The organism is Thalassovita mediterranea, assembly GCA_019448215.1.
GTDB lineage: Bacteria > Pseudomonadota > Alphaproteobacteria > Caulobacterales > Hyphomonadaceae > Henriciella.
The window spans coordinates 1535298-1560690 of sequence record CP080408.1 but is presented as its reverse complement, the minus strand read 5'-3'; the positions used below and the strand labels follow the sequence as shown (position 1 = coordinate 1560690).

Here is a 25393-nt window from a genome sequence, read left to right as displayed (position 1 = left end):
CTCCCTACATCGCCAGGAAACCGCCATCGATGCGGAAGTCTGCACCATTGGCATAGGATGAGGCGTCCGACATCAGGAAGGCCGTCGGCCCGACATAGTCTTCGGCGAGTGCCATGCCCCGCAGGCGGTCATAATCGCCGCCCCGGCGAAGCGGGATCTTCTTCTCGTAATTGTCGAGGAACTCGCCATCCTGATTGTTGAAGACACCGGCAAAGGTCAGCGTATTGGTGCGCACGCCCTTCGGCCCCCAATAGACCGCCAGATAGCGCGTCAGATTGTAGAGCGCCGATTTCGACGCGCTATACGCGACCGGCTTGTAGAAGGTCTCACCCCGGTCACGGCGATACTGATAGAGCGACTGGTCCGGCGACACGGTGCCATAGATGGAGGCGACATTGGCGATCGAGCCCTTGCCCGCATCGGCCATCGCCTTGCCGAACACCTGACAGCACTGGAAGACGCCCTTCACATTGACGTCCATGATCCGCTCCCAGCTCGCGGCCGGATAGTCCTCGAACGGACCATTCTCTGCCGCCGTGGAGTTTGGCGGGCTGTCGAGCGCGGCATTGTTCACAAGGCCGGACGGCGTGCCGAAGTGTTTGGTGATCGCCTCAAGCGCGGCCTCGAGCGAAGCCCGGTCCGTCACATCGGCAGAGAATGCCTTGATCACATCATCCGGCGCGTCCGGAAACGTCTTCGCGGTCGCCTCATCGCTGGCATTTGGCTCAACGATAGCGACATTCGCGCCGCAGCCGACAAGGCCGTTCGCCATGGCGCGCCCGATCTGGCCATAGCCGCCCGTCACCACGATGGTGCGTCCATACAGTCCGAAAAGTTTGTCCAGCATCTTGCCTATCCTTTTTTGCCTGAGCGCGCCTGCGCAATCGCGTCGCAGGCTTCGCGCACCGCGCCATTGCCGCCGAGGCGCTTTGTCCTGAATGTCTCAATCGTGTCGAGCACTTCGTGTGAATCGCTAACAGAGATCGGCAGGTGCACCAGCTCCAGCACGCCCTTGTCATTGGTGTCGTTGCCGATGAAAGCCGCCTGAGCAAAGCTGAGGCCGCGCTCTTCCAGCACTTTGGTGAACGCCGCCACCTTGTCAGGAATATTCTGCTGGCAGTCGATCTTCAGCTTCTTCGCCCGCGCCGTGACGACGGGGTTCTCCTCGGTCGACATGATGAAGCAATAGACGCCCGTCGCCGCCGCCGCGCGCAGGCCATAGCCCTCAAGACGCGAGCAGACCACAGCCTCGCGGCCATCCTCGAAAACGTAGACCTTGTTGTCGGTCATCACCCCGTCGAAATCGATGCCGAGTATCTCGACATCGCGCGCCCGCGCGGCAAATTCCGGATCGTCCAGCGACCTGATCATGGCATCTCCCCCGCGCGGTCCAGCGCATTCTCATCATCTATCGTCTCAAATGGCGCGCCAGCAAGAATGCCCTCGCAAATCGCGTCCATATTCGGGTCCACGCCCGGCTTTGCCAGATTAAAAGCGTCTGCATGCAGCTGCGTCAGTGGCCACCCGGCAGACCCGTCCAGCGCCTTCAATGGAATGCAGCGGCGGAAATAGAAGTGGTAGACATAGCGCCGCGCCGCCTCGATCTCGCTCTCGGTCAGCGGGTCGAACGTGCCCGGGCTCTCCAGCAGGCGGAAATAGGACTCACGGTCATAGGCGTCGCGCCCGAAACCCTTCCCGCGGATCCACGCATCGCCCGCCACCACCACAGGCATGCCGCGGGCCGACAGCTCCATGCCGAGCTTGGTGTTGAAGATCAGCGCGCCCTTGGACAGCTGCGCGATCGAATAGGTGTTGATGTCATTTTCAGGCGAGACCAGCCGCACATTCTCCGGCATCTCCGGGAAGGCGGCGCGGAGCGCATCGTCCAGCCTGTCAGAGGCGCGCGGGCTGTTCATCACTTCGCCCGGATGGCACCGCACGACCAGCTGGCGATCCGGGTGCTTCGCAAACCAAGACACCGTGTCGATCGCCCATTCAATCATGTGGCCATAGGCTGATTGGGCATAATTCAGCCGCGCATCCCAGACGACATTCGCCGCCAGCAGATAGGTGTCCTTTGCCGGGTCGAGGTCCAGCGCGGCATAGGTCGATTGCAGGCTTTCCGGGTCGCGCCTCTGAAAGGTGATCCAGTCCTGCGCCCCGGTCTCACGTGAGGCGAGATAGGTGTCGAGATCTGCGGTCTCAGCCGCGCTCAGCGGACGCTGGTTCCAGACGCTTTCCGGCTCGTCGATCATCGCGCGGTGATACGTGTCACCATGTTGATAGATCAGACGCCCGCGCCGATAGGCCGGGTGCCAGGTCACAAGCCGCGTGTCGGTATCGCGCGCCGCTTCGGCGAACTGGCCCTGCGGCACATAGATGCCGTGGTGGGCGACGATAACATCGTACTGATGCGCGTCGATCAACCTGCGCGCCGCCGCATCAGACAGCGAGGCGGCCGCGAGGTAGCGGCTGAAAATCTGCGTTTCAAGATCGCTATCGCCAAGGTCGCCCTTGCCGAAAAAGCGCAGCGCGCCGGCATAGGCGTGCATGACGCGCGGGTCGTCATGTTCGGTACTGCGATGACCCTGCCAGCGCTCACCAAAGGCCTTCGCCTCGGCGCGGTCACTCTCACTCAGAACGTCGGAGAACCTGCGGACATCAAGGCCCAGAGGCGAACTCACCCGGTCTGCTGCGCTGGTACATGCCCCACAAAAATCCGGTCCCGGGCCCTCCTTGGCAATACGTGGCAGGCTGGGCGCGAGCGTATGCTCGATCACCTGACAGGCCGGCAGGCCATCACAATAGCCGATATCGACCTTGGCCCCGCGCAGCGTCAGCGCCGCTGCCATCAGCGTGTCGACCGTATTCGCGGTAAAATGAAGCCCAAGACTTGTCGCGATCAGGATGCGCTTGCCATCGGCGCTTTCGCTCGCGGCGGCCCAGTCCTGTTCATGCCCGGAAAGCAGAACGCGCCAGTCAGGGTAAACCCCCGGCCGGCGCGTCAGTCTTTCAAGCCGCCAGCGCCGGACAGGCGCATAGGCTTCAGATTGCCTTACGGCTGTGCGTATGTCGCTGAGAAGCGAGCCCACACCCTCTTACCAATCAGGCTTTGAGGGCTTCGTTCGCAGCAGCTTCCGTCAGGCCGATATCCTCGAAGGTGAAGGCCTGATCATCGGCAACAGCGTTTTTCAGCGTCTTGCCGACAAAGACGTCCTGGAAGTATGGCGCGATGCCGTCGCCTGGCGACTTCAGCGCGATGTCCGCTTCGGTGATCGTGTGACCGGCTGGCAGGTCGCTCGTTGCGCAAAGCTTCTTGCCCATCTTGATCAGTGGGGCGTGCTCAGAGTCGTAGGTGCGCTTCACACCATCGCCCAGTGCGGCGCGGGCGCGCTGCAGGTCGCGGACGAGGCGGCGAAGGCCGTTTGGCTCCAGCGAGAATGCCTGGTCGGTGCCTTTCCAGGCACGGTTCAGCGTGAAGTGCTTCTCGAGCACGCGGGCGCCGCACATATAGCCGAGCATGGCCATGGCGATACCGCTATCGTGGCTGGAGAAACCAATCGGAATATCCGGGAACATGTCGCGATAGGTCTCAATGACCCGGATGTTCAGCTCTTCGAAGGTCGGCGGATAGCCCGAGGTGCACTGCATGATGCAGATATTCGGGTTGATCGGCATGATCTCGTCATAGACGCGCTGGACGTCTTCGATCGACGCGCCGCCGGTCGAGATGAACATCGGCTTGCCGAACTTCGCGATGTACTTGATCTGCGGCAGCGTCTTCAGGTCGCCCGAAGCGATCTTGTAGGCCGGCATGTCGAGGTCTTCGAGGAAGTCCGCGCTCTTATAGTCCCAGGCGGTGGAGAAGAGCGTGATGCCGATTTTCTTGGCATGGTCGCGCAGTTCGATCCACTCGTCGCGGTCGAATTCGAGCATTTCGCGGTGCTCGCCATAGGTTGGCGCGTAAGCGTTCTCTGAATTGTACGGCTGGTTGTAGTATTCCTTGGTGTAAAGCGAGCGATTGTCGCGCTTCTGAAGCTTTACAGAGTGCGCGCCTGCAGCTTTCGCCGCATCGAACAGGTCCTTACACTTCTGGACATCACCTTCATGGTTCTGGCCAATCTCGGCGATGACATACATATCGTCATTGTCGCTGATCTTGATGCCGTCCACGACCATTTCACGATTAGCCATGACTATACCCTCATTCTCTCTTCGGAGACTGCGGTCCCCGCCTGCTAGGTTCGCGGGAAGGGCTAGCCCGTTTCCCCGGCGTTTTCAATCGATCAAACATGAATAAGTCAGCGTTTACGGCCTTTAGATGCTGGAACCTGTCGTCATGCTTCTCCAGGTCGTCCCATCACTGAAAATCACGCCTGCCCCAGCGGCAAGATCCGGCACAAAATAGAGCGCGCCCGCGCCTGCGGCCGAAGCGCTTGGGAGGCTCGCCTGGGTGGAACTGCCAAGCCTGACAGCACCGGCGACATGCAGCGCGCAGCTCGGCTCGCTCGTACCGATACCGACCCGGCCCGAAGATGTTATCCGCATACGTTCGCTGATGCCGCCAACACCGGTCCAGAAGCCAAGCGACATTGGCACAGATACGCCGGAGACCGCCCCATCGACCTGCGCATTGACCAGCGCGCTCTGCGCCCAGGTTTCATCAGCCGTGAATCCACGAAACGAAAACCCGCCGCACCAGTCGCCCAACTGCACCGGAAGCGGCGCATCGAGACTTCCGCGTGCCCGCTTCTGGATCGAAAAGGATGAATAGGCCGAAGGGGTCGCATAAGTGTCGAGGCTGGCCGTCGCGAAATAGCCGTCACGCACGACGCTCAGTGTTGGCTGGTCGTTCGTCGCGGCGCTCTGGTCGATCACCGACAAGCGCCCGGACGGCGCACCACCCACCCCAACATTCGCCGTCGCCGTGTCGACGCTCAGCGCTGTGTCGAAGGCCGTCCCGTCATCGCTGGTACGCAGCTCGAACCCGCCATTCGCCGCCAGTCCGAACTCTGCCTCGCCGGTAAAATCGGTCTGGAACACGACCGACGCGACCTTCGTGCTATCCGCCCGGTTGATGATCTTGCGCGCATCCCCGGTCCCCGGTGTGACATCGTCATGGGTCAGAAGTTCGGCATCGCTGCGCACAGTCAGCCGGTTGGTCTCATCGGCCTCGGAATTGATGCCCAGCGTCAGGGCAGGCCCGCTCCCGGCGCCTTGCACAGCCTCCCAGCCGTCTCCGGTCAGCACAAAAAGAGACGCTTCGTCCTCTATCCATGCAAGCCAGCCTTCGCGCGGCGCGATCTCGAACCAGGCGCCGTCCTGAAAGCTCGCAATGGCCCCAACGGCCATGAAATCCCAGTTTTCACCGGTCTTGTCCGTCGGCAGGATGTAGGATGTCGCCGCCAGCGGCGCTTCTGGCTGGGCCGCCTCACTCCGGCTCACCACGCTTAGCTGCACAACCGCATCCAGCCGCCGCAGGCTTTCATTCAGGGTGACATGCTTCATCGCCTGATTGGCGGAAAGATATGAAAGGCCGATACGTGGGGTCTGGTCCATCTGGGGCTCCGGCAATTGACTGGAGCGGTGACACTAATCGCGCACCACTTACGGTCTGAAAGTTCAGCCCTCTCTGCCCAGTGCATCCCTGACAAGACGGGCAAAACCGGGCAGCCCGGATGCGGAAACCTTCTCGTCTGTCCCCGCTTCAGCCCAGCCCTTCGCTAGCTCCCCGGCAAGCTCGTCTAGCACCGGAACCTCACCCGTCAGCCCTTTATAGACCGCCCCCAACAGCACCAGCCTCCCTGCCAGACTGAGATGAACCCCATCAGGCTGGAACAGGGCCTCATCACCGACCTTGGTCGCCAGCTCTCGCATCAAACCAGCAAAATCAAATGACGGAACACCGCGTTCACTTGCGAGCCTGACCGTGACATCATTCGCGCTCGGACCACCACCGCGAAGCGGCCTTGACCAGTCGAACCGTTCCATCACGCCGCTGGCTGTCGGCGATGTCAGAACCAGCCCCGAAAGCCCCGCATCAACCAGCCGCCCAAGCCTTGCCGACATGAGCGCGGCCAGCGTTTCCGGAGTTGAAGGGTGCGGTCCGCTATCCTGAAGGACGAAACAAGCGCCGGTCCGGTCGCCGAGCATTTCGATCAGCGCATCGACCGCGTCGCCGTCATCCGGGGAGCCTCCGAAGATCGCAAAAAGCGGCTTGTTCGCGGCCTCGAAAAGCCGGCTCAGACCAAGCTCTGGAAAAACCACCGGCAGAAACACCGCCGGTACACCGTCAGTGCACCGTGAAAATTCGACTTCACCGGCAAAAATGCTGTCCCCGAATAGGAGGACGGGCGTCCTGTTTCCACACGCTTCAAGCGCGGAGCGCCAATAGACTTTCCGGCGGGACTTCGCGCCCTGATCCCCCGCCAGCCAGGCGCTCCGAGGGTCAGCCGCCCCAGCGCTCATCAGCTATTGTTGCCGGGTTCGCCGATCAGCTGGATGCTCGGCCTGCGGCCACGATAGCGCTGGCGAAGGTGGAAATCCTTGTTCATCGTCAGGATCGGATCGAACATGCCGATATGCTTCGCCATCATCGTATTGTAGTAATCGCGCGGCAGATTCCGGAAGATCGGCTTCGATGAGTTCATCGAAAGGTCAAAGCGCTTGGACAAACGCGCTTTCGCCCAGTCCCATGCCCGCTTTTTCAGTCTCCAAGTCCGGCTCGGAGCATCATACTGGGCGTAATTCTTCTTGTAGAGCTCATGGAAGCGCTCATGCTTGGCCTGAAGCTTCTTATAGTCTTCGCTTTCCTTGTCCTCGGCCCAGTTGCGATAGTGATGGATCGTCACATCGCGCGTGTAGACCACATCACGGCCAAGAAAGAGCACTTTTGCGGTCAGGTCAGGGTCGATGCCATAGTCGCGGAATTCCTCGCTGAAGCCGCCAACAGCGCGCATCACCTCAGTCGGCAGCATGCCCTGATTGACGTTCAGGATCCCGATCGGTGAGACGCCGCCAATATAAGGCGCCTTCACGAACGGGCCTTCCTTGTCCTTCACCTTGAGGCCGACCATGCCGATCTTCTTGTTCGCCTGAAGAATGCGAACCGCCTTTTCGAGGCCATTATCGACGATCTCATTGTCATCGCTAACCCAGCAGACATAGGGCGTGTCGACCTGCATGAAGACGTCATTATAGGCGCGCGCCTGACCCAGCAGCTTGCCGACAAAAATCGGGCGCACGCGGTCGCTGGCGACAGATTCCAGATACTCGATCGTGCCATCAGTCGAGCCAGCATCAGTGATGTACAGGATGTACGGGAGCTTGGTCTCGCGCTGCACGGACTCGACCAGTCTTTTTACCTGGTCACAGCGGTTATAGGTGCCCGCAACGATCGAAAGAACGGCATCCGTCATTCAATTATTCCCATAGTTTTCAGGACTGCTGTGTCTTGAACCAGTCCGCATAGCGTTTCAATCCCGCCTCGAGGCTCACCTTGGGCGAGAAACCGAGGCCGCTTCGAAGATGAGCAGCATCTGCCACCAGATGCACCGGATCACCAGAGCGCGCCTTGCCGTTAAAGCTCAGCGGTGTGTCATATCCCGCAGCCTTGACCAGCATGGAAGCCAGCTCACGCACAGTAATTGCAGTCCCACTGCCGCCATTGAACAGCCGCACCGTCCCCTTGCCGCCCGGCTTTGCAGATAGCGTCGCAAGAATGGCGGCCGCGTCATCGACATGCACGAAGTCACGCGTCTCATCCCCGCTGCCCCAGAGGTCCAGCGTCGTTTCCGGGTCAGCGCTCACGCGGCGCATGATGTCCCAGAGAAGCTGTTTGCGAAGCCCTTCGCCAAAGATGGAGAACAGCCGCACGATGGACACATCCAGCCCGTTCATGCGCGCCTCGCCGGTGACCAGCTCCTCGCAGACATGCTTGTGCAGGCCATAGGGTGACATCGCCTCGCAGGGGTCGCTCTCCGACAGGCGGTGCTTGCCCTGATTGCCATAGACAGCCGCAGACGAGACGAGCACCAGACGCGCCTCGGGCGCTTCTTCGCGAATGAAATCGAGGATCTCGACCGTGCTGCCAACCGACAGGTTGAAGTCGCCGCGCGGATCATCCCATGACCGGCCGACAGACGCCCCACCAGCAGCATGAATGATGACATCGGGCTTGCCATGATCGGCCATGGCCGCGTGGAAAAGCTGGCGCTGGATGAGTCCCTCGGCGTGGTGGACATTGCCCTCGCGCACGAAAGCGCCCTGCGGCGCGCCGAGGCCCAGCGTGACAACGTTCCACCCCTGCGACGCCATCAGCCGGGCCGTCGCGGTCCCAAGAAAACCGCCGCCCCCGGCAATCATCACAAGGCCGGGTGACCCGCTATTTCCGCCAGTAGTTGGCACGACGCGGCTCCTCAATCTGCAGCGGCTCAAAGCCCTCTACGCTGACATCATCCCGGGTCAGCAGCCAGATACCGCGGCGCGGATGACGGGTTTCCAGATCCCGGAAATCGTCATGATCAACCGGTAGCTTGCATTCATAGACATGGCCGAAACCAGCCGCCCACATACCCCGCTCCAGCGCGGTACGGCTCAGAATTGTGGCAAGTGGCTGTATACCCTGGGTCGCGTTCGGATTTTCGCGGGCAATCCGCCCGACAAAATCGCTGTCTGGAACAATCATTGTCTCAAGCAGCATAGCCTTACCGGTCATCGCACCCATCATCCGCAGCGCACGCAACGGGTTTTCGAGGTGATAGAGAATTCCGAAAGACAGAGCGAAGTCGCGCGGTGCAAGCGCGTCTGACGTCGCGCAATTATCAAAATCAAGCACATCGAATTTGCAATCAGGCGCTCTCTTGCGGCCTTCTTCCGCCACATCATGGCGCCCTTCGAGGGCGACAACATCCAGCTTCGAATGGTGAAGCCGACGCGCGAACCAGCCCGGCCCGGCACCGAAATCATAGGCCGTTTCCAGCGTCATGCCGGAATTGCGCAGGGCTTTGAGGACCTTGTCCGCGATCGTCCAGCGCGCCTCATTGATGGCGATATAATTGTCGGCATCGAACAGGGCCGTGGTTGGCGCTTGCGTCATCCTTCGCGCTCCGTGGACCAGTCGAGGCGCGGCCTGAGACCGCCGGGGAAGTTGCGCGAATAGCGCCCGCGCGCCCGCTGAAGATCATCGCCTTGCGGCTCATACACCGAGAACGCGACGGCATTATCGACATTCTGGTGACGCGTCAGCGGATCAGCCGTGACCATCACCACGGTCACATAGTGCAGGCCTTCATTCAGCAAGTTGGCCGGAATGCGCGCGCGGCACTTGTACCGGCCAGGTTTGTTGATGGCCCCTGGATAATCGCCATCGGTGAAGGCGACGACGAACATCAGGTCGCCGATCTCGTTCTTGACGTGGAGCGCAGGTTCAACACGCATGTCCGCTTGATGCACATCGAAGACGATCTCGATGGCGCTTGGCGTGTCGATCTTCACCGAGCGGGCAACCTGGCCCGTATCATCGAGAACACGCGCGGTAACGAGTTCAGCGACAGAGCCATCGTCCGCGTCGGCTTCCAGCACAGTAGCCGTCTCCGGCTTCTTGGCTTTGGCGCCCTTCTTTTTCTCGTCGCCCGCTTTCGGGTCGCTCTTCTCGGGCGCCTGATACGTCGCAGCGATATTCATCATCTGCGCCTCATAGGCCTCCGTCACGGCCATCACATCGTCGTCCATGACGACTTCGCCATGATCGAGCCAGATGCAGCGATCGCAGAAGCGCCGGATTGCCCCGGTGGAGTGAGACACGAAGATGAGTGTGCGGTCATGGCCGGTGATCTCGTCCATCCGTTCCAGGCATTTCTTCTGGAAGGCCGCGTCGCCAACCGAGAGAACTTCGTCCAGCATCAGGATGTCCGGGTCGAGGTGGGCCGCAACCGAAAAGCCGAGCCGGGCCCGCATACCTGTCGAATAGGTTTCAACCGGTTCCTCAATGAAGCGGCCAATTTCGGAGAAGGCGACGATCTCATCGAGGCGCTGGTCGATTTCCTTGCGGGTCAGGCCATGCAGCGCAGCGTTGAGATAGACGTTCTGGCGACCGGTCATCTTCGGATTGAAGCCTGTACCGACCTCCAGGAGCGAGGTCGCCCGCCCATAAATGAAGGCTTCGCCATCACTCGGATTGAGCACGCGGGACAGGATCTTCAACAAGGTCGACTTGCCCGCACCATTATGGCCCATGATGCCGACACGGTCGCCTGACCAGACCTTGAAGCTCACATCCTTGAGCGCCTGATAATAATTGTCCTTGAAGCTGTGACCGTCCTTGTCTGTCCGCGTCACAGGCGACGTCATCCTGTAGCGCTTCGACAGGCCGCGCACATCCATGACGAGCTTGCGCTCATCATCGCCGGCCGCCGCTTCGGGCGCAGATTGGGGTAGCGTATCAGGCATCACACTCGCTCAGCGTAACTTTTGGCCATCCGGTCGAGAAGCAATAACCCAACAATGGTAAAGCCAACGGCAATGATCGCCGAAATACCGAGCGACACCCAGTCGACATGCTCAGGCGCAAAAAGAGCGCCGCGCAGGCCTGTCAGAACGCCCACCATTGGATTGAGATTGTAATAGGTCTGGATCACCTCTGGCAGGATCTCTTTCGAGAACAGAACCGGCGAAAGGAAGAGACCGAGATAGACGGCCGTCTCAAGGAATTTCGAATTGTCCTGGTGGATAAGGTAGAGCGCCGAGAACAGGACCCCGATCCCGAAGGCGAGCAGGAACATGACCGCCGTCACCGGCACCATGGCAAGGATCTCCCATGACATGGGCACACCGAGATAGAGCTGAAACGCGATCACGGCTGCGGAAATAATGAAGATGTCGACCCAGCGCGACGCGACGACGGCGATCGGGCTCAAGATGAGCGGGAAGTAGACCTTCTTCGAAATCCCCGAATCAAGCCGGAGGGACCCTGCCGACTGGATCACCATTTCTGCCCAGAGGAACCAGAAACAGAGACCGCTGAAGATAAACAGCGGATAAGGGATCTGCGCGCCCAGATTGGCCGCGGACATATGACGGATAAAGACGAGCGCGAGCGCCATGATGGCTGGGCGGATAAAGCCCCACACGATGCTGACCGGCGAGTTCAGGATCCGCGAGCGGATATTCCGGTTGATCATCTGCGCCAGCAGAACTCGGAACTTCCAGATCTCCGTCAGGCTCAAAATGCCAACAGGGCGTTGCGGCCTGATATGGATCACGGGCTGGTTGGACGGCGTGGACATATCGGAAGGTCTAGCTCCGCAGCTTCCGGCGGATGAAGTCTTTCAGCCGGAACAGGAAATTCTGCGACGCAAGTTGCGCGCGCGCGCGTGGAGAATCAATGGCTGACTGCACCCTAGCGATGCGTTCGCGGCGCTCTGCCTCATCACTGACAGGATCGTAATCAACAAAGCGCTGACGCATCTCTGGCGGCGCCTTGGCGAGCGTCGCCTGCACCAGCAACTTGTCGCTCTTGGCCGCGAAGGCCGAATTGCCTTCAGCGATCATGCCGCCAATGCGCGCAAGGTCTTCCGGATTCTCGCGTAGCGACAGGCGCGTATTGCCGAGCCAGCGATCAAACGCTTCCTGCGTGACGTGGCGGTGCTTGCCGATCTCATCAAAGAGAGCGGGCGCAGCCTTCGCGATCACGGCGCCTGCATCATGGCGCGCTGGATCAAAGCGCTGGGCGGTAAATCGGGCGATCTCCATAAAGGTGCGTGCGCGGTCTGCGACATAGCCTGCATGACGCGCGCCAGCCTCAGCAAGGCTCGGGCGCGGCGGGAGGCCCGCGCAGAAACTCTCGAGCGCATTCGCCAGCGAGTTCACATCATTGGGGTCGAAGAAGACCGAGCCTGCTGGCGACTGTTCGCGGTGCACCGGAATGTCGGAGAGAAGCCCCGGCAGGCCGAGCGCGCGGGACTCCTCAACGAAGGTGCTCCAGCCTTCAAACAGGCTTGGCTGCACAAAACCCCGTGCACCCTTGAGAAGGGCAAGCTGTTCGTCGCGGCTGATCCGGTCGGTGATGGTGACGCGGCGGGCCACATCTTCGCGCGCCAGAAGCTCCCGGATGCTGGCGGCATAGTCCGGCCAGCGCGTATCCTCGATGGCGCCAGTCATCACGACGTGGACATCAAGCTCAGGCCGGGCGGCCAGCGCCTCGACAATCTGGAGGTGGTTCTTGTGGCGCCAGAACTGGTTGCAAACGATGAGATAGTCATCTGGCACATTGAAGCGGGCGCGGACCGCATCGGTACCGCCACTCCCTTCCTGCCAGAAGCCCTCATCGAAGACCGCCGGGAAGTGGAAGATCTTCCAGTGATCCTTCTCGAAATCTGGAAACAGTTTCGCCGTGTCCTCGATCGCCTGCTGGCTTGAGAAGACGCAGGCCGCCGGGCCGCGCGCAAGCTCCCTATACTGAAGGAAGCGGCGAGCCTGTTCTTCTGGCGGGAATAGCTCAGGATAGTGCTGGCATTGCCAGTCAGGGATCCAGCCAGCCCAGGGCGCGCCGAAGGGCGCTTCAGGCAGCTGCGTCGCCGGATAGACGAAATCGAGGTTCAGAGACGCGGCGTTTGCGAAGGGCGCAATCTCGTCGGCAAGCCCTGCGTGTTCTGCAGCAATCTCTTCAGCCTGCGGCGTGCTGGTCAGGAAGGTGATGTGCGGGCGCTCGCCCTCAGGCAGCGTGCCCAGCATGCGGGCGATGTTGAGAACATAGTTCACACCACCCATCCAGGCCGGATTGTAGAATATGCGCAGCCCAATTCTCATGGGAGCTCCTGAGCTTGTTTCGCGTACGGCGCGAGGCGTTATCAACGCTCGTTAGATGCGTAAAGCCATTTGCTCAAGTTGCAGCCCCGCTCCAATCCAAGATACGCTGAGCGCTGGACTTGATCCACGGCAAATAGAAAACTAACGCTGTCCAAGCTGGTGAGGGAGAGTACCACATGCGCGGCGCACTGTACCCGGACGATCACGCGTTCGCGGAAGGGCTTGTCTATCCCAGAGTAGCTTCCCTCTCCGAAGCTGCAGCCCAAATCCCCGACAATGAGACCGAGGCCCAACGTCTTCTTGATGTGTGGACCCGTTTCTCGAAGGGCGCTGTCGTCGATGACGACGTGAAGCTCGGCGTGAAAGCGCGTCTCATCAATGGCGGGGCGCCGGAAAATGTCCGCATTCACGGCCCGACCGCGATACGCGGGATCCTGAAGGCTGAAGGGGACGCCACCATCCGGATCGGCAAGTACACCTATGTCGGCGACGACACGATCCTGTCAGCGTCGCAATCCATCACCATTGGGCAGGCGACCCTGCTGGCGCATGGTGTCCAGCTGTTCGACAATGACTCCCACCCCACCCATGCCGACCAGCGCGAAATCCAGTTCCGCCGCATGCTGGGCGACAAGCGCCTCGCCATGCCCCTCGAAATCCGCTCAGCGCCGATCGTCATCGGCAGCCGGTGCTGGATCGGCCTGCGAAGCGCTGTGATGAAAGGCGTGACCATCGGCGACGATACGGTCGTGGCGGCGCAGTCCGTTGTCACCAGCGACCTGCCGGCAGGTGTCGTGGCGGCTGGCAACCCGGCAAAGGTGGTTCGCGAACTCAGACCAGAAGAGCGGCGCCCCACACCAAGTCCACCTGGCGGCTGAACCTGACAATCGAAATTTGATCGGCGCCCGCAGAACGACCCTCGCAACCGGCCGATAACGAAGAACGGAAGTAACCAAGCGCTTATGTCCTCGAAACTGAAAATGCCGCCACGCTTCAAAGGCGCGACCAAGCCTTTCACGCCCGAGAAGGGCTTCTCATCGTGGCCGGACCTGATCGCCGCATCGAAAGGCCAGTGGGAAGCGGATGTAAAATCAGCCACAGGTCCGCGCGTCCTGATCGGGTCGAATACGGGCATGCACGGCGCCGTGACCAATCTGGACGGCGTACTGGCCGCAGGTCTCACCAAAGCCGGGGCGCAAGTCGGCCGCGTTTTCTGTGACGGCTCCATGCCCGCCTGCCTGATGCCGACCTATAGCGAGGCGACACCGCCCGACATGATCGCTGAGTTCGGCCTCGTGAACCGTCTCTGCAAGGCGTGCTTCAATCGCGGCACGAACAATCACCGGCCAATGGGCCTGCCGGAGTTTCGCTATTCAGACCATCTGAAACAGGAAGACTTCAGCGAGGCGCAATCGCTTGCGGCCAGCGTCGATCTTGCTTCGATCTCGGACTGGAAACTCGACGGCATCGCGGTCGGCGAACACGCGCTGGCTGGCGCGCTCCGCTACTATGCGACAGGCGACCTGGAAGGCCAGCCGCGCGCGGAAGAGGTCCAGCGCCGCTACCTTGAGGGCGCGATCCTGACCAAGCGCGTCTATGAGCGCATCATTGCCGCCTGGAAGCCTGAAGTCTGCGTCCTCCATCATGGCATCTACAGCCCGCAGGGCATCGCCGCCGATGTCTGCCGCAAGGCAGGCGTGCGTGTCGTGACCTGGGTCGTGGCCTACCGGAAGAACTGCTTCATCTTCAGCCATGACGACACCTACCATCACACCATGATGAGTGAGCCGGTCGAGACATGGGAAGAGCTCGACATGTCAGAAGCGGTACGCGATGAAGTCCGCGCCTATCTCGAAAGCCGTGCCAGCGGCGGCAAGGACTGGATCTACTTCCACGAAGAGCCGGATTCGGACTTCAAATCCTTCGCCGAGAAGAAAGGTATCGACCTTTCAAAGCCTGTCGTCTCCATGCTGACCAATGTTATGTGGGACGCCCAGCTGCATTATCCAGCCAACGCCTTTCCGGGGATGAAGGACTGGATCATCGACTCCATCCGCTATTTCATTGACCGGCCAGAGCTTGAAGTCGTCATCCGCGTCCACCCCGCCGAAGTGCGCGGCGCGATCCCGTCACGCCAGCGCGTCGTCGATGAAGTGAAGAAGTCTTTTCCGGAACTGCCCCGCCATATCCACATCATCGAACCCGATGAGGATGCGAGCACCTACGCGCTGGCGCACGCCTCCAACGCGGTCATCATCTATGGCACCAAGATGGGCACAGAGCTGACCCCGCTCGGCAAGCCTGTCATCGTTGCCGGCGAAGCGTGGATCCGCAACAAGGGCGTCACGCAGGATGCGAGCGACAAGCCGCATTATTTCAAACTGCTCGACCAGCTGCCTGCCGCCCCCGGACAATGGGCACCTGACCGTGAGCGGGCCCTTCGTTACGCCTACCACTTCTTCTTCCGCCGCATGATCCCGCTGCCTTTCCTGCAGCCAAACGGGACGGGCGCCATGTTCGACATCGACGTACCGAGCGTAGACGATCTCGCCCCCGGCAAGTGGCCGGGACTCGACACCATCACCCAGGGCATCCTGACCGGCGCCCCCTTCGTTTTTGAGGCAGAGCACCAGGATGCCATCTAATCTAGGCCTGAAGGCAAGTTCATTACTTCACCGGGCGATACGATACGTCCGCCGGCGCCTGCCAAAGCGAGGGTTTGAACCTCGCGACGGCGTGGAAAGCGAGTCCTGCTCCGCCGAGATGCTGAAACTGTCGAGGTTCAGCAACGGCGTCACCCTCTATCGCGGCGATGAAAAGAGCGAACAGGAACAGCTGCTCAACCCGTTCGGCGATCCATGGCTGTCGCGTGAGGCCCACAACAAGTTCATTCCGACGATGACGGGATCGCTTGTCGGGTTCCTGAACACCAAGGTCGGCAAGCTCGGCATACCGCTGCGCGGCACTCCAGAGGTCACGCACGCCTATACGCGCTATTCAGGCTATTCCACGCGCAATTACCACTATGACGAAAGCGTCTGTAAGCTGACGATGAACATGCCCGCATTCGAAGAGATGCGGGAAACCTATAAGCGCAAGGGCCTCGCCAAGCGCTTTATCGGCTATGCCGTCATGAACTATGACGACACCTACCTGTTCGGGAAGAATTCAGGCCTCCCGGAGGATCATTATGTTCACCAGCCCGAACGCAGCCCCAATCCTGAAGACCGCCTGAAGTTTGTCGAGGGCGAGGCGCTCGTTGCCCATGGCTACGTCTTCGATATCCGCAAGCCAGAGGTGCGCACGGCGCTCTGCAACCGCGTTCTCGAAATCATGGTTTCGAACGAAGTTGACGCTGTCCTGATCGATTACGCTGTTCGGCGTTATGGCTTCGGCGCGCCCGGCCTGATCTTCGACCTGCCGAAGGACTGGTTCCCGAGCTTCCAGGAAAACCAGTTCAAGATGTTCACCGAGCTTCACGGTCTGCTCAAGGCTAACGGGAAAACACTCTTCCTGAACGGTACCATGCTCGACAGTATCCTCGTGACAGAGCCGCAACTGGTCCGCCAGTACCTCAAGGCGTCAGATGGCATGTTCTGGGAGCAGCCCTTCCGCTGGGAATGGCGCAACTATGAACGCGACGGCGTCGACTATTATGACCGGCTGCAGGAATTCTTCGACAACTCACACCGGATGAAGAAACAGCTCATCGTCAAATCCGGCACCTACCGGTTCCACGGCACCGAGGACGTGATCGCGGGCTGGACCACACGGTTCAAGATGACCGATGAAGGGATTGAGCGTCATCTGGCAGAGTATCTGACCTGCTTCTTCATGCTGTATGCGAACCGGCATTACGACACGCTTTTCCACACCCACCCGACCGAGCATTTCGACATCTATACGAGCGAAGCCTATTTCGACATCTGGTCGAAGCCGATCGGCCCGGACCTCACCAAGCGGGTGCGTTATTCCAAACATGTGCACATGCGGGAGTTCGAGAACGCCTTCGTCTTCGTCAACAACACGCTGGATGCGGTCGAGCTCGACCCGTCCGTGGTCGAGGGGGAGCTCTCGCAGCCAATCCCGGCCATCACGCTGGAGCCCCTGTCCGGCAAGATCGTCATGAAGGACGAGCTTGCGGCAATTGAAGGCGGCGCAGCCACCAATTGACCTTGCCCGGGCTGGCTTTAATCGGCTAGCACCGGGACGCGCGCAGCCGCCGCGCGAGTAAAGACGATCACAGGAGCTGTCATTGCTGGACACATTCGATCCGCAGAACGTGAAATCCCTGATCAATGGAGAGGCCGTTTCCAGTCAGACTACGTCTGACATCCTCAGCCCCCATAGCGGCAAGCCGATTGCCAAGCTGCACCATGGCGGCGCCGACGAGGTCGAGAAGGCCATCGCCGCTGCCAAGGCTGCGCAGAAGGCCTGGGCTGATACGCCTGCTGTCCAGCGTGGACAGATCCTGCACGCCGCCTGCAATCTGATCGAAGCGCGGGCCGAAGAGCTTTCAAAGATCGTCGCTGAAGAAGCCGGCAAGCCGCTCTCTGCTGCGATGGGTGAGACGACCGGCTCTGTCATGTGCGGCCGCTTCTATGCCGGCGAAGGCCAGCGCCTTTTCGGGCGCACCATGCCATCCGGCGCGCCGAACAAGTCCTGCATGACGGTCCGCCAGCCTTGCGGCGTCGCGGCCCTGATCGCCGCCGCCAACACCCCCGCCCCGAACTTTGCCTGGAAGGTCTTCCCGGCCCTCATCTGCGGCAATGCCGTCGTGCTGAAGCCTGCAGAAGACACCCCGCTTTCGGCGGACTGGATGGCCCGCGCGCTTATCGAAGCTGGCGTGCCTGCAGGCGTGATGAACGTCGTTCAGGGCCTCGGCCAGGAAGTCGGCCCGCCGCTGACCGCCCACAAGGATGTCGACGTCATCTCCTTCACCGGCTCGACCCGTGTTGGCCGCGAGATCGCTGGTAAGGCAGGCGCGGACCTCAAGAAGGTCTCGCTGGAGCTTGGCGGCAAGAACGCTTTCATCGTCTGCGACGATGCCGACATCGAAAAGGCGGTCCACTGGGCCTCGCTCTCTGCCTTCTCGAATGCTGGCCAGCGCTGCGCGTCAGGCAGCCGCTTCATCGTCATGGACGCGGTCTATGACGAGTTCGTCGATGCCTTCGTCGCCAAGGCAAACTCCCTCAAGGCCGGTGTCGGCGACGATTGTGAGCTCGGCCCTGTCATCAATGAGCGCCAGCTGAACAACATGCTGAGCGCCATCGAGCGCGCCAAGGGCGAAGGCGCCAAGGTGCTTTGCGGCGGTGAACGCATCGGCGGTGACCTTTCAGGCGGCTTCTATCTGCAGGCCACGCTGATCGAAGGCTCCCCGGCAGACTCTCACCTCTCAACGACAGAGCTCTTCGGCCCGGTCGGCGCCATCTACAAGGTCAGCAGTTTTGAAGAGGCCGTCGCGCTCGCCAATGACAGCCCATACGGCCTCACCGGGACGATCCACACGACCAGCTGGGACCGCGCCTGGACGTTCACGAAAGAGCTCAGCACCGGCGTCGCTGTCGTCAATGCGGGCACGTTCGGTTCAGAGCCGCACATGCCGTTCGGCGGCCTTCGCGCCTCTGGCAATGGCACGCGCGAGCCGGGCACCGAAGCGCTGGATGTCTACACAGAGCTGAAAGACATCTACCTCATCACCGAACCGGGACGGCTCTAGGCTCATGGCAACGGCGTCTTCACCCAGCTGTATCGCGCTCATCCCGGCCCGCTCTGGCTCCAAGCGCGTGCCGCACAAGAACATCGCGCCGCTCATGGGCCACCCGCTGATCGCCTATACGATCGCGGCGGCCAAGCAGTCCGGCATTTTCGGGCGCGTCATCGTCTCAACCGACTCCCACGACTATGCGAAGGTCGCCCGCCACTATGGCGCGGAGACGCCTTTCATGCGCCCGCCGGAATTCTCTGGCGACAAGTCCCCGGACATTGACTGGATCCAGCATGCGCTGCGCTGGTTTGCCGACAAGGGAGAGGCCTATGACGCCTTCGCCCTGCTGCGCCCGACCAGCCCCTGCCGCCTGCCCTCCACCATCCAGCGGGCCTGGGACCAGTTCACCCGGCAGGAAGGCGTCGACAGCCTTCGCGCGGTCGAACCCTGCGCCCAGCACCCCGGCAAGATGTGGGTGGTGCGCGGTGAGCGGATGCACCCGCTCATGCCGATGCAGCCCGAAGAGATCACGCCTTACCATTCGACCCAGTATCCGGGCCTGCCGCGCGTCTATGCCCAGAATGCGAGCCTTGAGATCGCCTGGTCGCGCGTCGCGCTGGAAGCGGGCACCATCGCTGGCGAAGTGCTGACCCCTTTCCTGACGTCAGGCTCTGAAGGCCTTGATGTGAACTCCCCGCGCGACTGGCGCCTCCTCGAAATGATGGTCGAGGATGGCGAAGCCGAGCTGCCGAAAATCGAACAACCCGCCTGGAAAGGCGACTGAACCCAAAATCTGAGGATACGACCCCATGGGTGACCTGATTACCGAAGCCGTCTCCGGCACACTCTACTATCTCGACAAGCCTGCCTTTACCCGCGTGCAGGAATGCAATGCCTCTGCAGAGCAGCGCACCAGCCTGTTCGCAGACATGGCGCGCCTCAACACGCTCTACATGATCGCCAATGCAGGCTCCGGCCATATCGGCTCAAGCTTTTCGAGCATGGATGTGGTCGCTTGGCTCTATCTCAATGAAATGAAGGGCGAGGATCTCTATTTCTCCTCCAAGGGCCATGACGCGCCGGGTCTCTATGCCGTGCTCACCGCGCTCGACGTCCTGCCTTTCGACAAGATCCACAAGTTGCGCAAGATTGACGGCCTGCCGGGCCACCCGGATGTCGGCGTTGCGGGCATGGTCACCAATACCGGCTCGCTCGGCATGGGTATCTCCAAAGCCAAAGGCATGGCGTTTGCCAACCGCATGCTGGACAAGCCTGCGCGCATCTATGTGATGACGGGCGACGGCGAGCTGCAGGAAGGCCAGATCTGGGAATCGCTGATCTCGGCGGCCAATCACGGCGTTGCCGAAGTCACGGTCATCGTCGACCACAACAAGATCCAGTCGGACTATTCAGTGGAGCGCACCTCCAGTCTCGGCGACCTCGAAGCCAAGTTCGAGTCTTTCGGCTGGCACACGCAGAGCATCGACGGCCACGACATTGACGCCATGCGCGACGCGCTGAACGCGGCCCGTCAGGACGAAAAGCGCCCGAGCGTGATCATCGCGAACACCATCAAGGGCAAGGGCGTGAGCTTCATGGAAGGCGTCTCCGTCGACAGCGATGTCGAGCGCTTCCAGTTCCACTCCGGTGCCCCGCAGGCCGAAGACTATACCCGCGGCGCGCAGGAGCTCATCTCCCGCATCCTCGACGGCCACAAGGCTGCTGGCCTGCCAGAGCCTGAGTTCGAGACCGTTGAACGCCCGGCGGCCCCGCAAGGCGGCAACCCGGTCAAGCTCTTCCCGTCCTACACGGCCGCGCTGCTCGATCAGGCAAAGCGCAATGACAAGATCGTCGCGCTGGACGCAGACCTTGTCCTCGACATGGGCCTCGAGCCATTCCGCGACACCCATCCTGACCGCTTCGTCGAATGTGGCATCGCAGAGATGGACATGGTTAGCCAGGCAGGCGGCATGGCGCTGAAGGGTCTGCTTCCGATCGTTCACTCCTTCTCCTGCTTCCTGTCGACCCGTCCGAACGAGCAGATCTACAACAACGCCACAGAGCATACGAAGATCGTCTATGTCGGCGGTCTGTCAGGTGCGCTGCCGGGCGGCCCGGGCCACTCGCACCAGTCTGTGCGTGAGATTTCAGCCCTCGGCTCCATCCCGAAGATGGCGATGGTCGAACCGGCCCACCCGGATGAGGTTGCCCCGCTTCTCGACTGGTGCCTCAACACCCATGACGGCCCATCCTTCCTGCGCCTCGTCTCCATTCCTTATGAGACGGCCTATGAAGCAGATGCTAGCTGGACCCCGGCTGCCGGCCAAGGCCGCGTTGCACGCAAGGGTGATGGCAGCGCTGTCCTCATCGCATCCGGCCTCGTCGGCACGGCGCAGGCTCTCAAGGCCGCAGACCGCCTCTCTGGTGAAGGCGTCGATGCCACAGTCATCTCCTTGCCCTTCCTCAACATCATCGATGGCGAGTGGCTGGCGAAGACGATCGGCGGCGCAAAGCTTATCGCGACCATCGACAACCACTATCGCCGCTATGGTCAGGGTGATGCCGTTGCGACCGCACTGGCAGAAGCAGGTGCCCTGTCAGGCTGCAAGTTCGTGCGCCTCGGCCTCGACCTTACCCCGCCATCGGGCACCAATGACCAGGTGCTGAAGGCGGTTGGCCTCGACGAGGAAACCATCGCCGCAGCGGTGAAAGCCGCACTTTAGGTATCTCTGATGACCTCCAGCCGGGCTCCACGCGTGAGACCGGCTGGACGTCCGGCTTCCCGCAAACCATGATCTGGCTTGCCTGACTGGAGTAGCAGACCTTGGTTGCCGCATCGCCTTTCCGCGCCAGCGTCATCATCGTGAACTATAATGGCGGCGACCTTATCCAGTCCGCCATCGATCACCTGAAAGCACAGACGCTGAAGCCGCTCGAAGTGCTGGTGGTAGACAATGCCTCGACAGATGGCTCTGCTGACCGGCTGGATCTCTCCGGCCTCGATGGCGCGCGCCTCATGCGCATGGATGACAATCTCGGCTTTGCGGGCGGCAACAATGTCGCCGCGAAGGTGGCGACCGGCGACTGGCTCATCCTGCTCAATCCCGATACAGAACCGCATGCCGACTGGATCGAGACGCTGGCTGATGCCGCGCAGCGCTATCCGGATGTCACCCAGTTTGCGAGCGCCCAGTTCGATGCTGAAGATCCGAACCGCCTCGACGGGACGGGCGATTGCTATTCAGTCTTTGGCTTCCCGTGGCGCGGCGGGTTTGGCGCGAAGGCGAGCGACCTTCCAGAAGAAGGCGAATGTTTTTCTCCCTGCGGCGCGACCGCGATGATCCGCAAGGACATCTTCCTCGGCGCCGACGGCTTCGATGAAAGCTTCTTCTGCTATTGTGAGGATGTCGATCTTGGCTATCGCCTGCGCTTGGCGGGCGAGCGCTGCATCTTCGTGCCGCGCGCAATCGTCCGCCATCATGGCAGCGCCATTACGGGCCTTCGCAGTGATTTCACTGTTCGCCAGGGCACGCGCAACCGGCTGACCACCTATCTGAAGAACACGCCGCTCCTTCTGCTCATAGCGAGCATGCCGGGGCACATCCTGCTGACGCTATATCTCTACGTCTCAGCCATCGGAAAGCCGCGCGCAAAGTCGATCCGGCGCGGCCTGTCCGAAGCGTTCGGGCGGTTCGGCGACACGATGAAGGCGCGCCGCAAGGTGCAGCGGGAAAAGCAGCTGTCCAGCTGGCAGATTTCGCGCGCCATGCACTGGAGCCCGATCACGCTCAGCCGCCGTCGCCCGCATGTCTGGCGCGCCCGCCGCTATCCAGCGCCGGGCACCAGCCTTTCAGGCGATGCGTGAAACAAGGCCATGACCGGGGGGCGTCTAGCCCCCGATCAGGCCTGCTTGCTCCAGCCGTGAGATAATCAGCTCTGCAGCCTCTTCCGGGGCCAGCTTGTTGGCGTCGACATGGATTTCCGGATCGGTCGGCGCTTCATACGGGCTGTCGATACCGGTGAAGTTCTTGATCTCACCGGCCCGTGCCTTCTTGTAGAGGCCCTTCACATCGCGGCTTTCGGCGACATCCAGCGGCACATCGACAAAGACTTCCCAGAACTCACCATCCTCGACCATCTGACGCACGATACGCCGCTCGGCCCGGAACGGTGAAATGAAGGAGACGAGCACGATGAGGCCCGCATCCAGCATCAGTTTGGAGACCTCGCCCACGCGGCGGATATTCTCCACCCGGTCGGCATCGGTAAAGCCAAGGTCATTGTTGAGGCCGTGGCGGACATTGTCGCCGTCGAGCGTGTAGGTATGCTTGCCCATCGCCGCGAGGCGCTTCTCTACGAGGTTCGCGACCGTTGACTTGCCCGCGCCAGACAGCCCCGTGAACCAGAGCATGACCGGCTTCTGGCCCTTCATCGAGGCCCGCAGCTCCTTGCTCACATCCAGCGACTGGCGGTGGATGTTGGAGGCACGGCGCAGCGCAAAATTGATAAGGCCAAGGCCGACCGTCTCATTCGTCATCCGGTCAATGACGATGAACCCGCCCATGCGGCGGTTCGCCTTGTAGGGGTCGAACGCGACTTCGCGATCGAGCGCGACATTGACGACGCCGATCTCATTGAGGCCGAGCGTCTTGGCCGCTTCGTGCGCGCGCGTATTCACATCGATGCGGTGGCGCTGCTCGGTCACCTGCATCTGGCATTCGCGAGCACCGATCTTCATCACATAGGAGCGGCCGGGCAGCATCGGGCTGTCCGACATCCAGATCATGGTGGTCTGGAACTGGTCGGAGACCTCTGCAGGCGACTTGTCCGCGCAGATGACGTCACCGCGCGAAATATCGATCTCGTCTTCCAGCGTCAGCGTCACCGATTGGCCTTCAACGGCCTCATTAAGGTCAGCGCCCATGGTGACGACGCGCGCCACCTTGCTGGTCTTACCAGATGGCAGCGCCCGCACGCCGTCGCCTGGCTTGATCGTGCCGGACACGACCTGACCGGCAAAGCCGCGAAAATCGAGGTTCGGGCGGTTCACCCACTGGACCGGCATGCGGAATGGCTGCTCCTGCGCGTCCGAAGCAATCTCGACCGTATCGAGATACTCCATCAGCGGCGGGCCGTCATACCAGGGCGTATTCTCGCTGCCCACGACGACATTGTCGCCAGCGAGGGCGGACACAGGGATGGCCTGAATGTGCTCGAACCCGAAGTCAGCGGCGAACTCGCGATAGTCCGCTTCGATCTCATCGAAGACGTCCTGGTCATAGCCGACAAGGTCCATCTTGTTGATGCAGAGGACGACGTTGCGGATACCCAGAAGGGATACGATGAAGCTGTGACGGCGCGTCTGCATCAGCACGCCCTTACGCGCATCGATCATCACAATGGCAAGGTCCGCCGTCGAGGCGCCCGTTGCCATGTTGCGCGTATATTGCTCATGGCCCGGCGTGTCGGCGACGATGAATTTGCGCCTGTCGGTCGAGAAGAAGCGATAGGCGACATCAATTGTGATGCCCTGCTCGCGCTCTGCGGCAAGACCGTCGACCAGCAGCGCGAAGTCGATCTCCTCGCCCTGCGTGCCGAACTTCTTGGACTCATTCTTCAGCGAAGCGAGCTGGTCATCGAAGATCATCTTCGACTCGTAGAGAAGTCGGCCGATCAGCGTCGACTTGCCGTCATCGACAGAGCCGCAGGTGATGAAGCGCAGGAGCGACTTCTTCAGCTGGCTGTCGAGATATTCCTCGATATTCGCGAAATCAGGGGCTGCGTATCCGTCCATCAGAAATAGCCCTCCTGCTTTTTCATTTCCATGGAGGCGGGCGCATCCTTGTCGATCGCGCGGCCCTCGCGCTCAGACGTGGTCGTACGCAGCATTTCCTCGATGATCTCGGTTATGGTGGACGCTTCGGACTCGACAGCGCCGGTCAGCGGATAGCAGCCAAGCGTGCGGAAGCGCACCTTCTTCATTTCAGGCTTTTCGCCCGGCTCCAGCGGCAGGCGGTCATCATCAACCATGACCATGATGCCGTCGCGCTCGACCACAGGGCGCTCATCAGCAAAATAGAGCGGCACGATGTCGATATTCTCCTGATAGATGTACTGCCAGATATCGAGCTCGGTCCAGTTCGAGATCGGGAATACGCGTACGCTCTCACCCGGCTTGATGCGCGCATTATAGAGCGACCAGAGCTCCGGGCGCTGGTTCTTCGGGTCCCAGCGGTGCTGGGCTGAGCGGAACGAGAAGATGCGCTCCTTGGCGCGGGACTTTTCCTCGTCGCGGCGCGCGCCGCCAATCGCGGCGTCGAACTTGTACTTGGTCAGCGCCTGTTTCAGCGCCTGCGTCTTCATGATGTCAGTGTGGACCGCAGACCCGTGGCTGAATGGGCCAACGCCCTGCTCGACGCCTTCCTCATTGATATGGACCAGAAGATCGATGTTCGGATCGTCCTTGAGCGCATCGCGAAACGCGATCATCTCGCGGAACTTCCATGTCGTATCGACATGTAGCAGCGGGAACGGAATAGGCCCCGGATAGAACGCCTTGCGCGCGAGGTGCAGCAGGACAGAGCTGTCCTTGCCGATGGAATACATCATCACCGGATTCTGCATCGAGGCCGCCACTTCGCGCAGGATGTGGATGCTCTCGGCTTCGAGCCGGTCGAGATGGGTCAGTGTCGTCATGATTAGTCCGGTTTGTGGCCAGGTCGCGGCTAGGTAACAAGCACGTCTCAAGCCAACAATACAGGGACGGTCAAGTCAGACACAGCGTTTGCTAAACTTGCACCGTTTCTGGGCAGGGTCCCGAGCTTGACGAAACGCCCTCTCACGCGCAGACCGCCCACAGGCGTTTGATAGACGGACAAG

At 61.1% G+C, this 25393-nt stretch carries 21 protein-coding genes; 7 read left to right on the top strand and 14 right to left on the bottom strand.

The window, feature by feature from the left end:
* Positions 1 to 4: 4 nt before the first annotated feature.
* The 12 genes from KUV46_07735 to KUV46_07680 form a co-directional block, all read right to left on the bottom strand.
* Positions 5 to 847 carry an SDR family oxidoreductase gene (locus tag KUV46_07735; protein QYJ02267.1) on the bottom strand — a complete coding sequence of 281 codons (843 nt, stop codon included), beginning with the start codon at positions 845 to 847 and terminating at the stop codon, positions 5 to 7.
* Positions 848 to 852: 5 nt separating this feature from the next.
* Complete coding sequence (locus KUV46_07730) at positions 853 to 1371, bottom strand: hypothetical protein (GenBank protein ID QYJ02266.1); 519 nt, start codon at positions 1369 to 1371, stop codon at positions 853 to 855.
* Positions 1368 to 3092, bottom strand: a complete 1725-nt coding sequence (locus KUV46_07725) for a hypothetical protein (protein ID QYJ02265.1) — start codon at positions 3090 to 3092, stop codon at positions 1368 to 1370. Before KUV46_07725 ends, KUV46_07730 begins: the two co-directional genes overlap by 4 nt.
* Positions 3093 to 3105: 13 nt before the next feature.
* Positions 3106 to 4194 (bottom strand): N-acetylneuraminate synthase family protein, encoded by a 1089-nt coding sequence (locus tag KUV46_07720; GenBank protein QYJ02264.1) that lies wholly within the window; start codon positions 4192 to 4194, stop codon positions 3106 to 3108.
* Between the two features lie 123 nt (positions 4195 to 4317).
* Complete coding sequence (locus KUV46_07715; protein ID QYJ02263.1) at positions 4318 to 5559, bottom strand: DUF2793 domain-containing protein; 1242 nt, start codon at positions 5557 to 5559, stop codon at positions 4318 to 4320.
* Between the two features lie 63 nt (positions 5560 to 5622).
* Positions 5623 to 6468: a hypothetical protein gene (locus tag KUV46_07710; GenBank protein QYJ02262.1), complete on the bottom strand. Its 846-nt coding sequence runs from the start codon at positions 6466 to 6468 to the stop codon at positions 5623 to 5625.
* A complete protein-coding gene (locus tag KUV46_07705) occupies positions 6468 to 7418 on the bottom strand; it encodes a glycosyltransferase (GenBank protein ID QYJ02261.1) in 951 nt (316 codons plus the stop codon). Before KUV46_07705 ends, KUV46_07710 begins: the two co-directional genes overlap by 1 nt.
* 19 nt (positions 7419 to 7437) lie before the next feature.
* Positions 7438 to 8406 (bottom strand): NAD(P)-dependent oxidoreductase, encoded by a 969-nt coding sequence (locus tag KUV46_07700; GenBank protein ID QYJ02260.1) that lies wholly within the window; start codon positions 8404 to 8406, stop codon positions 7438 to 7440.
* Positions 8384 to 9097 carry a class I SAM-dependent methyltransferase gene (locus KUV46_07695; protein ID QYJ02259.1) on the bottom strand — a complete coding sequence of 238 codons (714 nt, stop codon included), beginning with the start codon at positions 9095 to 9097 and terminating at the stop codon, positions 8384 to 8386. The genes KUV46_07700 and KUV46_07695 overlap by 23 nt, the downstream gene beginning before the upstream one ends.
* A complete protein-coding gene (locus KUV46_07690; protein QYJ02258.1) occupies positions 9094 to 10449 on the bottom strand; it encodes an ATP-binding cassette domain-containing protein in 1356 nt (451 codons plus the stop codon). Before KUV46_07690 ends, KUV46_07695 begins: the two co-directional genes overlap by 4 nt.
* Complete coding sequence (locus tag KUV46_07685) at positions 10449 to 11285, bottom strand: ABC transporter permease (GenBank protein ID QYJ02257.1); 837 nt, start codon at positions 11283 to 11285, stop codon at positions 10449 to 10451. The genes KUV46_07690 and KUV46_07685 overlap by 1 nt, the downstream gene beginning before the upstream one ends.
* 10 nt (positions 11286 to 11295) lie before the next feature.
* Positions 11296 to 12807, bottom strand: coding sequence for a glycosyltransferase (locus KUV46_07680; GenBank protein QYJ02256.1), 1512 nt, complete (start codon positions 12805 to 12807; stop codon positions 11296 to 11298).
* Between the two features lie 176 nt (positions 12808 to 12983).
* Here KUV46_07680 and KUV46_07675 point away from each other — a divergent pair, with 176 nt between their 5' ends.
* The 7 genes from KUV46_07675 to KUV46_07645 all read left to right on the top strand — a co-directional run bounded on the left by KUV46_07675 (position 12984) and on the right by KUV46_07645 (position 22379).
* Complete coding sequence (locus tag KUV46_07675; GenBank protein QYJ02255.1) at positions 12984 to 13685, top strand: acyltransferase; 702 nt, start codon at positions 12984 to 12986, stop codon at positions 13683 to 13685.
* An 84-nt stretch (positions 13686 to 13769) separates the two neighbouring features.
* The gene (locus KUV46_07670) at positions 13770 to 15452 is read left to right on the top strand and encodes a capsule biosynthesis protein (protein QYJ02254.1); all 1683 of its coding nucleotides are present in this window, start codon (positions 13770 to 13772) and stop codon (positions 15450 to 15452) included.
* Entirely contained in the window at positions 15442 to 16980 is a 1539-nt protein-coding gene (locus KUV46_07665; protein QYJ02253.1) for a hypothetical protein, read from the top strand. Before KUV46_07670 ends, KUV46_07665 begins: the two co-directional genes overlap by 11 nt.
* An 82-nt stretch (positions 16981 to 17062) precedes the next feature.
* Entirely contained in the window at positions 17063 to 18526 is a 1464-nt protein-coding gene (locus tag KUV46_07660) for an aldehyde dehydrogenase family protein (GenBank protein QYJ02252.1), read from the top strand.
* Between the two features lie 4 nt (positions 18527 to 18530).
* On the top strand, positions 18531 to 19298 hold the full coding sequence (locus KUV46_07655; protein QYJ02251.1) for an acylneuraminate cytidylyltransferase family protein: 768 nt from the start codon (positions 18531 to 18533) through the stop codon (positions 19296 to 19298).
* Positions 19299 to 19323: 25 nt separating this feature from the next.
* Entirely contained in the window at positions 19324 to 21237 is a 1914-nt protein-coding gene (locus KUV46_07650) for a hypothetical protein (GenBank protein QYJ02250.1), read from the top strand.
* 101 nt (positions 21238 to 21338) lie between these two features.
* Positions 21339 to 22379: a glycosyltransferase family 2 protein gene (locus KUV46_07645; protein ID QYJ02249.1), complete on the top strand. Its 1041-nt coding sequence runs from the start codon at positions 21339 to 21341 to the stop codon at positions 22377 to 22379.
* A gap of 24 nt (positions 22380 to 22403) precedes the next feature.
* Here KUV46_07645 and cysN read toward each other — a convergent pair whose 3' ends face one another.
* The gene (gene cysN, locus KUV46_07640; protein QYJ02248.1) at positions 22404 to 24308 is read right to left on the bottom strand and encodes a sulfate adenylyltransferase subunit CysN; all 1905 of its coding nucleotides are present in this window, start codon (positions 24306 to 24308) and stop codon (positions 22404 to 22406) included.
* A complete protein-coding gene (gene cysD / locus KUV46_07635; protein QYJ02247.1) occupies positions 24308 to 25210 on the bottom strand; it encodes a sulfate adenylyltransferase subunit CysD in 903 nt (300 codons plus the stop codon). Before cysD ends, cysN begins: the two co-directional genes overlap by 1 nt.
* Positions 25211 to 25393: the final 183 nt, after the last annotated feature.

Coding starts and splice junctions, on each gene's coding strand:
- KUV46_07705 (QYJ02261.1), bottom strand. CDS start 7,418: ATGACGGATGCCGTTCTTTCGATCGTTGCGGGCACCTATAACCGCTGT.
- KUV46_07685 (QYJ02257.1), bottom strand. CDS start 11,285: ATGTCCACGCCGTCCAACCAGCCCGTGATCCATATCAGGCCGCAACGC.
- KUV46_07675 (QYJ02255.1), top strand. CDS start 12,984: ATGCGCGGCGCACTGTACCCGGACGATCACGCGTTCGCGGAAGGGCTT.
- KUV46_07710 (QYJ02262.1), bottom strand. CDS start 6,468: ATGAGCGCTGGGGCGGCTGACCCTCGGAGCGCCTGGCTGGCGGGGGAT.
- KUV46_07650 (QYJ02250.1), top strand. CDS start 19,324: ATGGGTGACCTGATTACCGAAGCCGTCTCCGGCACACTCTACTATCTC.
- KUV46_07665 (QYJ02253.1), top strand. CDS start 15,442: ATGCCATCTAATCTAGGCCTGAAGGCAAGTTCATTACTTCACCGGGCG.
- KUV46_07670 (QYJ02254.1), top strand. CDS start 13,770: ATGTCCTCGAAACTGAAAATGCCGCCACGCTTCAAAGGCGCGACCAAG.
- cysD (QYJ02247.1), bottom strand. CDS start 25,210: ATGACGACACTGACCCATCTCGACCGGCTCGAAGCCGAGAGCATCCAC.
- KUV46_07715 (QYJ02263.1), bottom strand. CDS start 5,559: ATGGACCAGACCCCACGTATCGGCCTTTCATATCTTTCCGCCAATCAG.
- KUV46_07730 (QYJ02266.1), bottom strand. CDS start 1,371: ATGATCAGGTCGCTGGACGATCCGGAATTTGCCGCGCGGGCGCGCGAT.
- KUV46_07655 (QYJ02251.1), top strand. CDS start 18,531: ATGGCAACGGCGTCTTCACCCAGCTGTATCGCGCTCATCCCGGCCCGC.
- KUV46_07695 (QYJ02259.1), bottom strand. CDS start 9,097: ATGACGCAAGCGCCAACCACGGCCCTGTTCGATGCCGACAATTATATC.
- KUV46_07680 (QYJ02256.1), bottom strand. CDS start 12,807: ATGAGAATTGGGCTGCGCATATTCTACAATCCGGCCTGGATGGGTGGT.
- KUV46_07690 (QYJ02258.1), bottom strand. CDS start 10,449: ATGCCTGATACGCTACCCCAATCTGCGCCCGAAGCGGCGGCCGGCGAT.
- KUV46_07735 (QYJ02267.1), bottom strand. CDS start 847: ATGCTGGACAAACTTTTCGGACTGTATGGACGCACCATCGTGGTGACG.
- KUV46_07720 (QYJ02264.1), bottom strand. CDS start 4,194: ATGGCTAATCGTGAAATGGTCGTGGACGGCATCAAGATCAGCGACAAT.
- cysN (QYJ02248.1), bottom strand. CDS start 24,308: ATGGACGGATACGCAGCCCCTGATTTCGCGAATATCGAGGAATATCTC.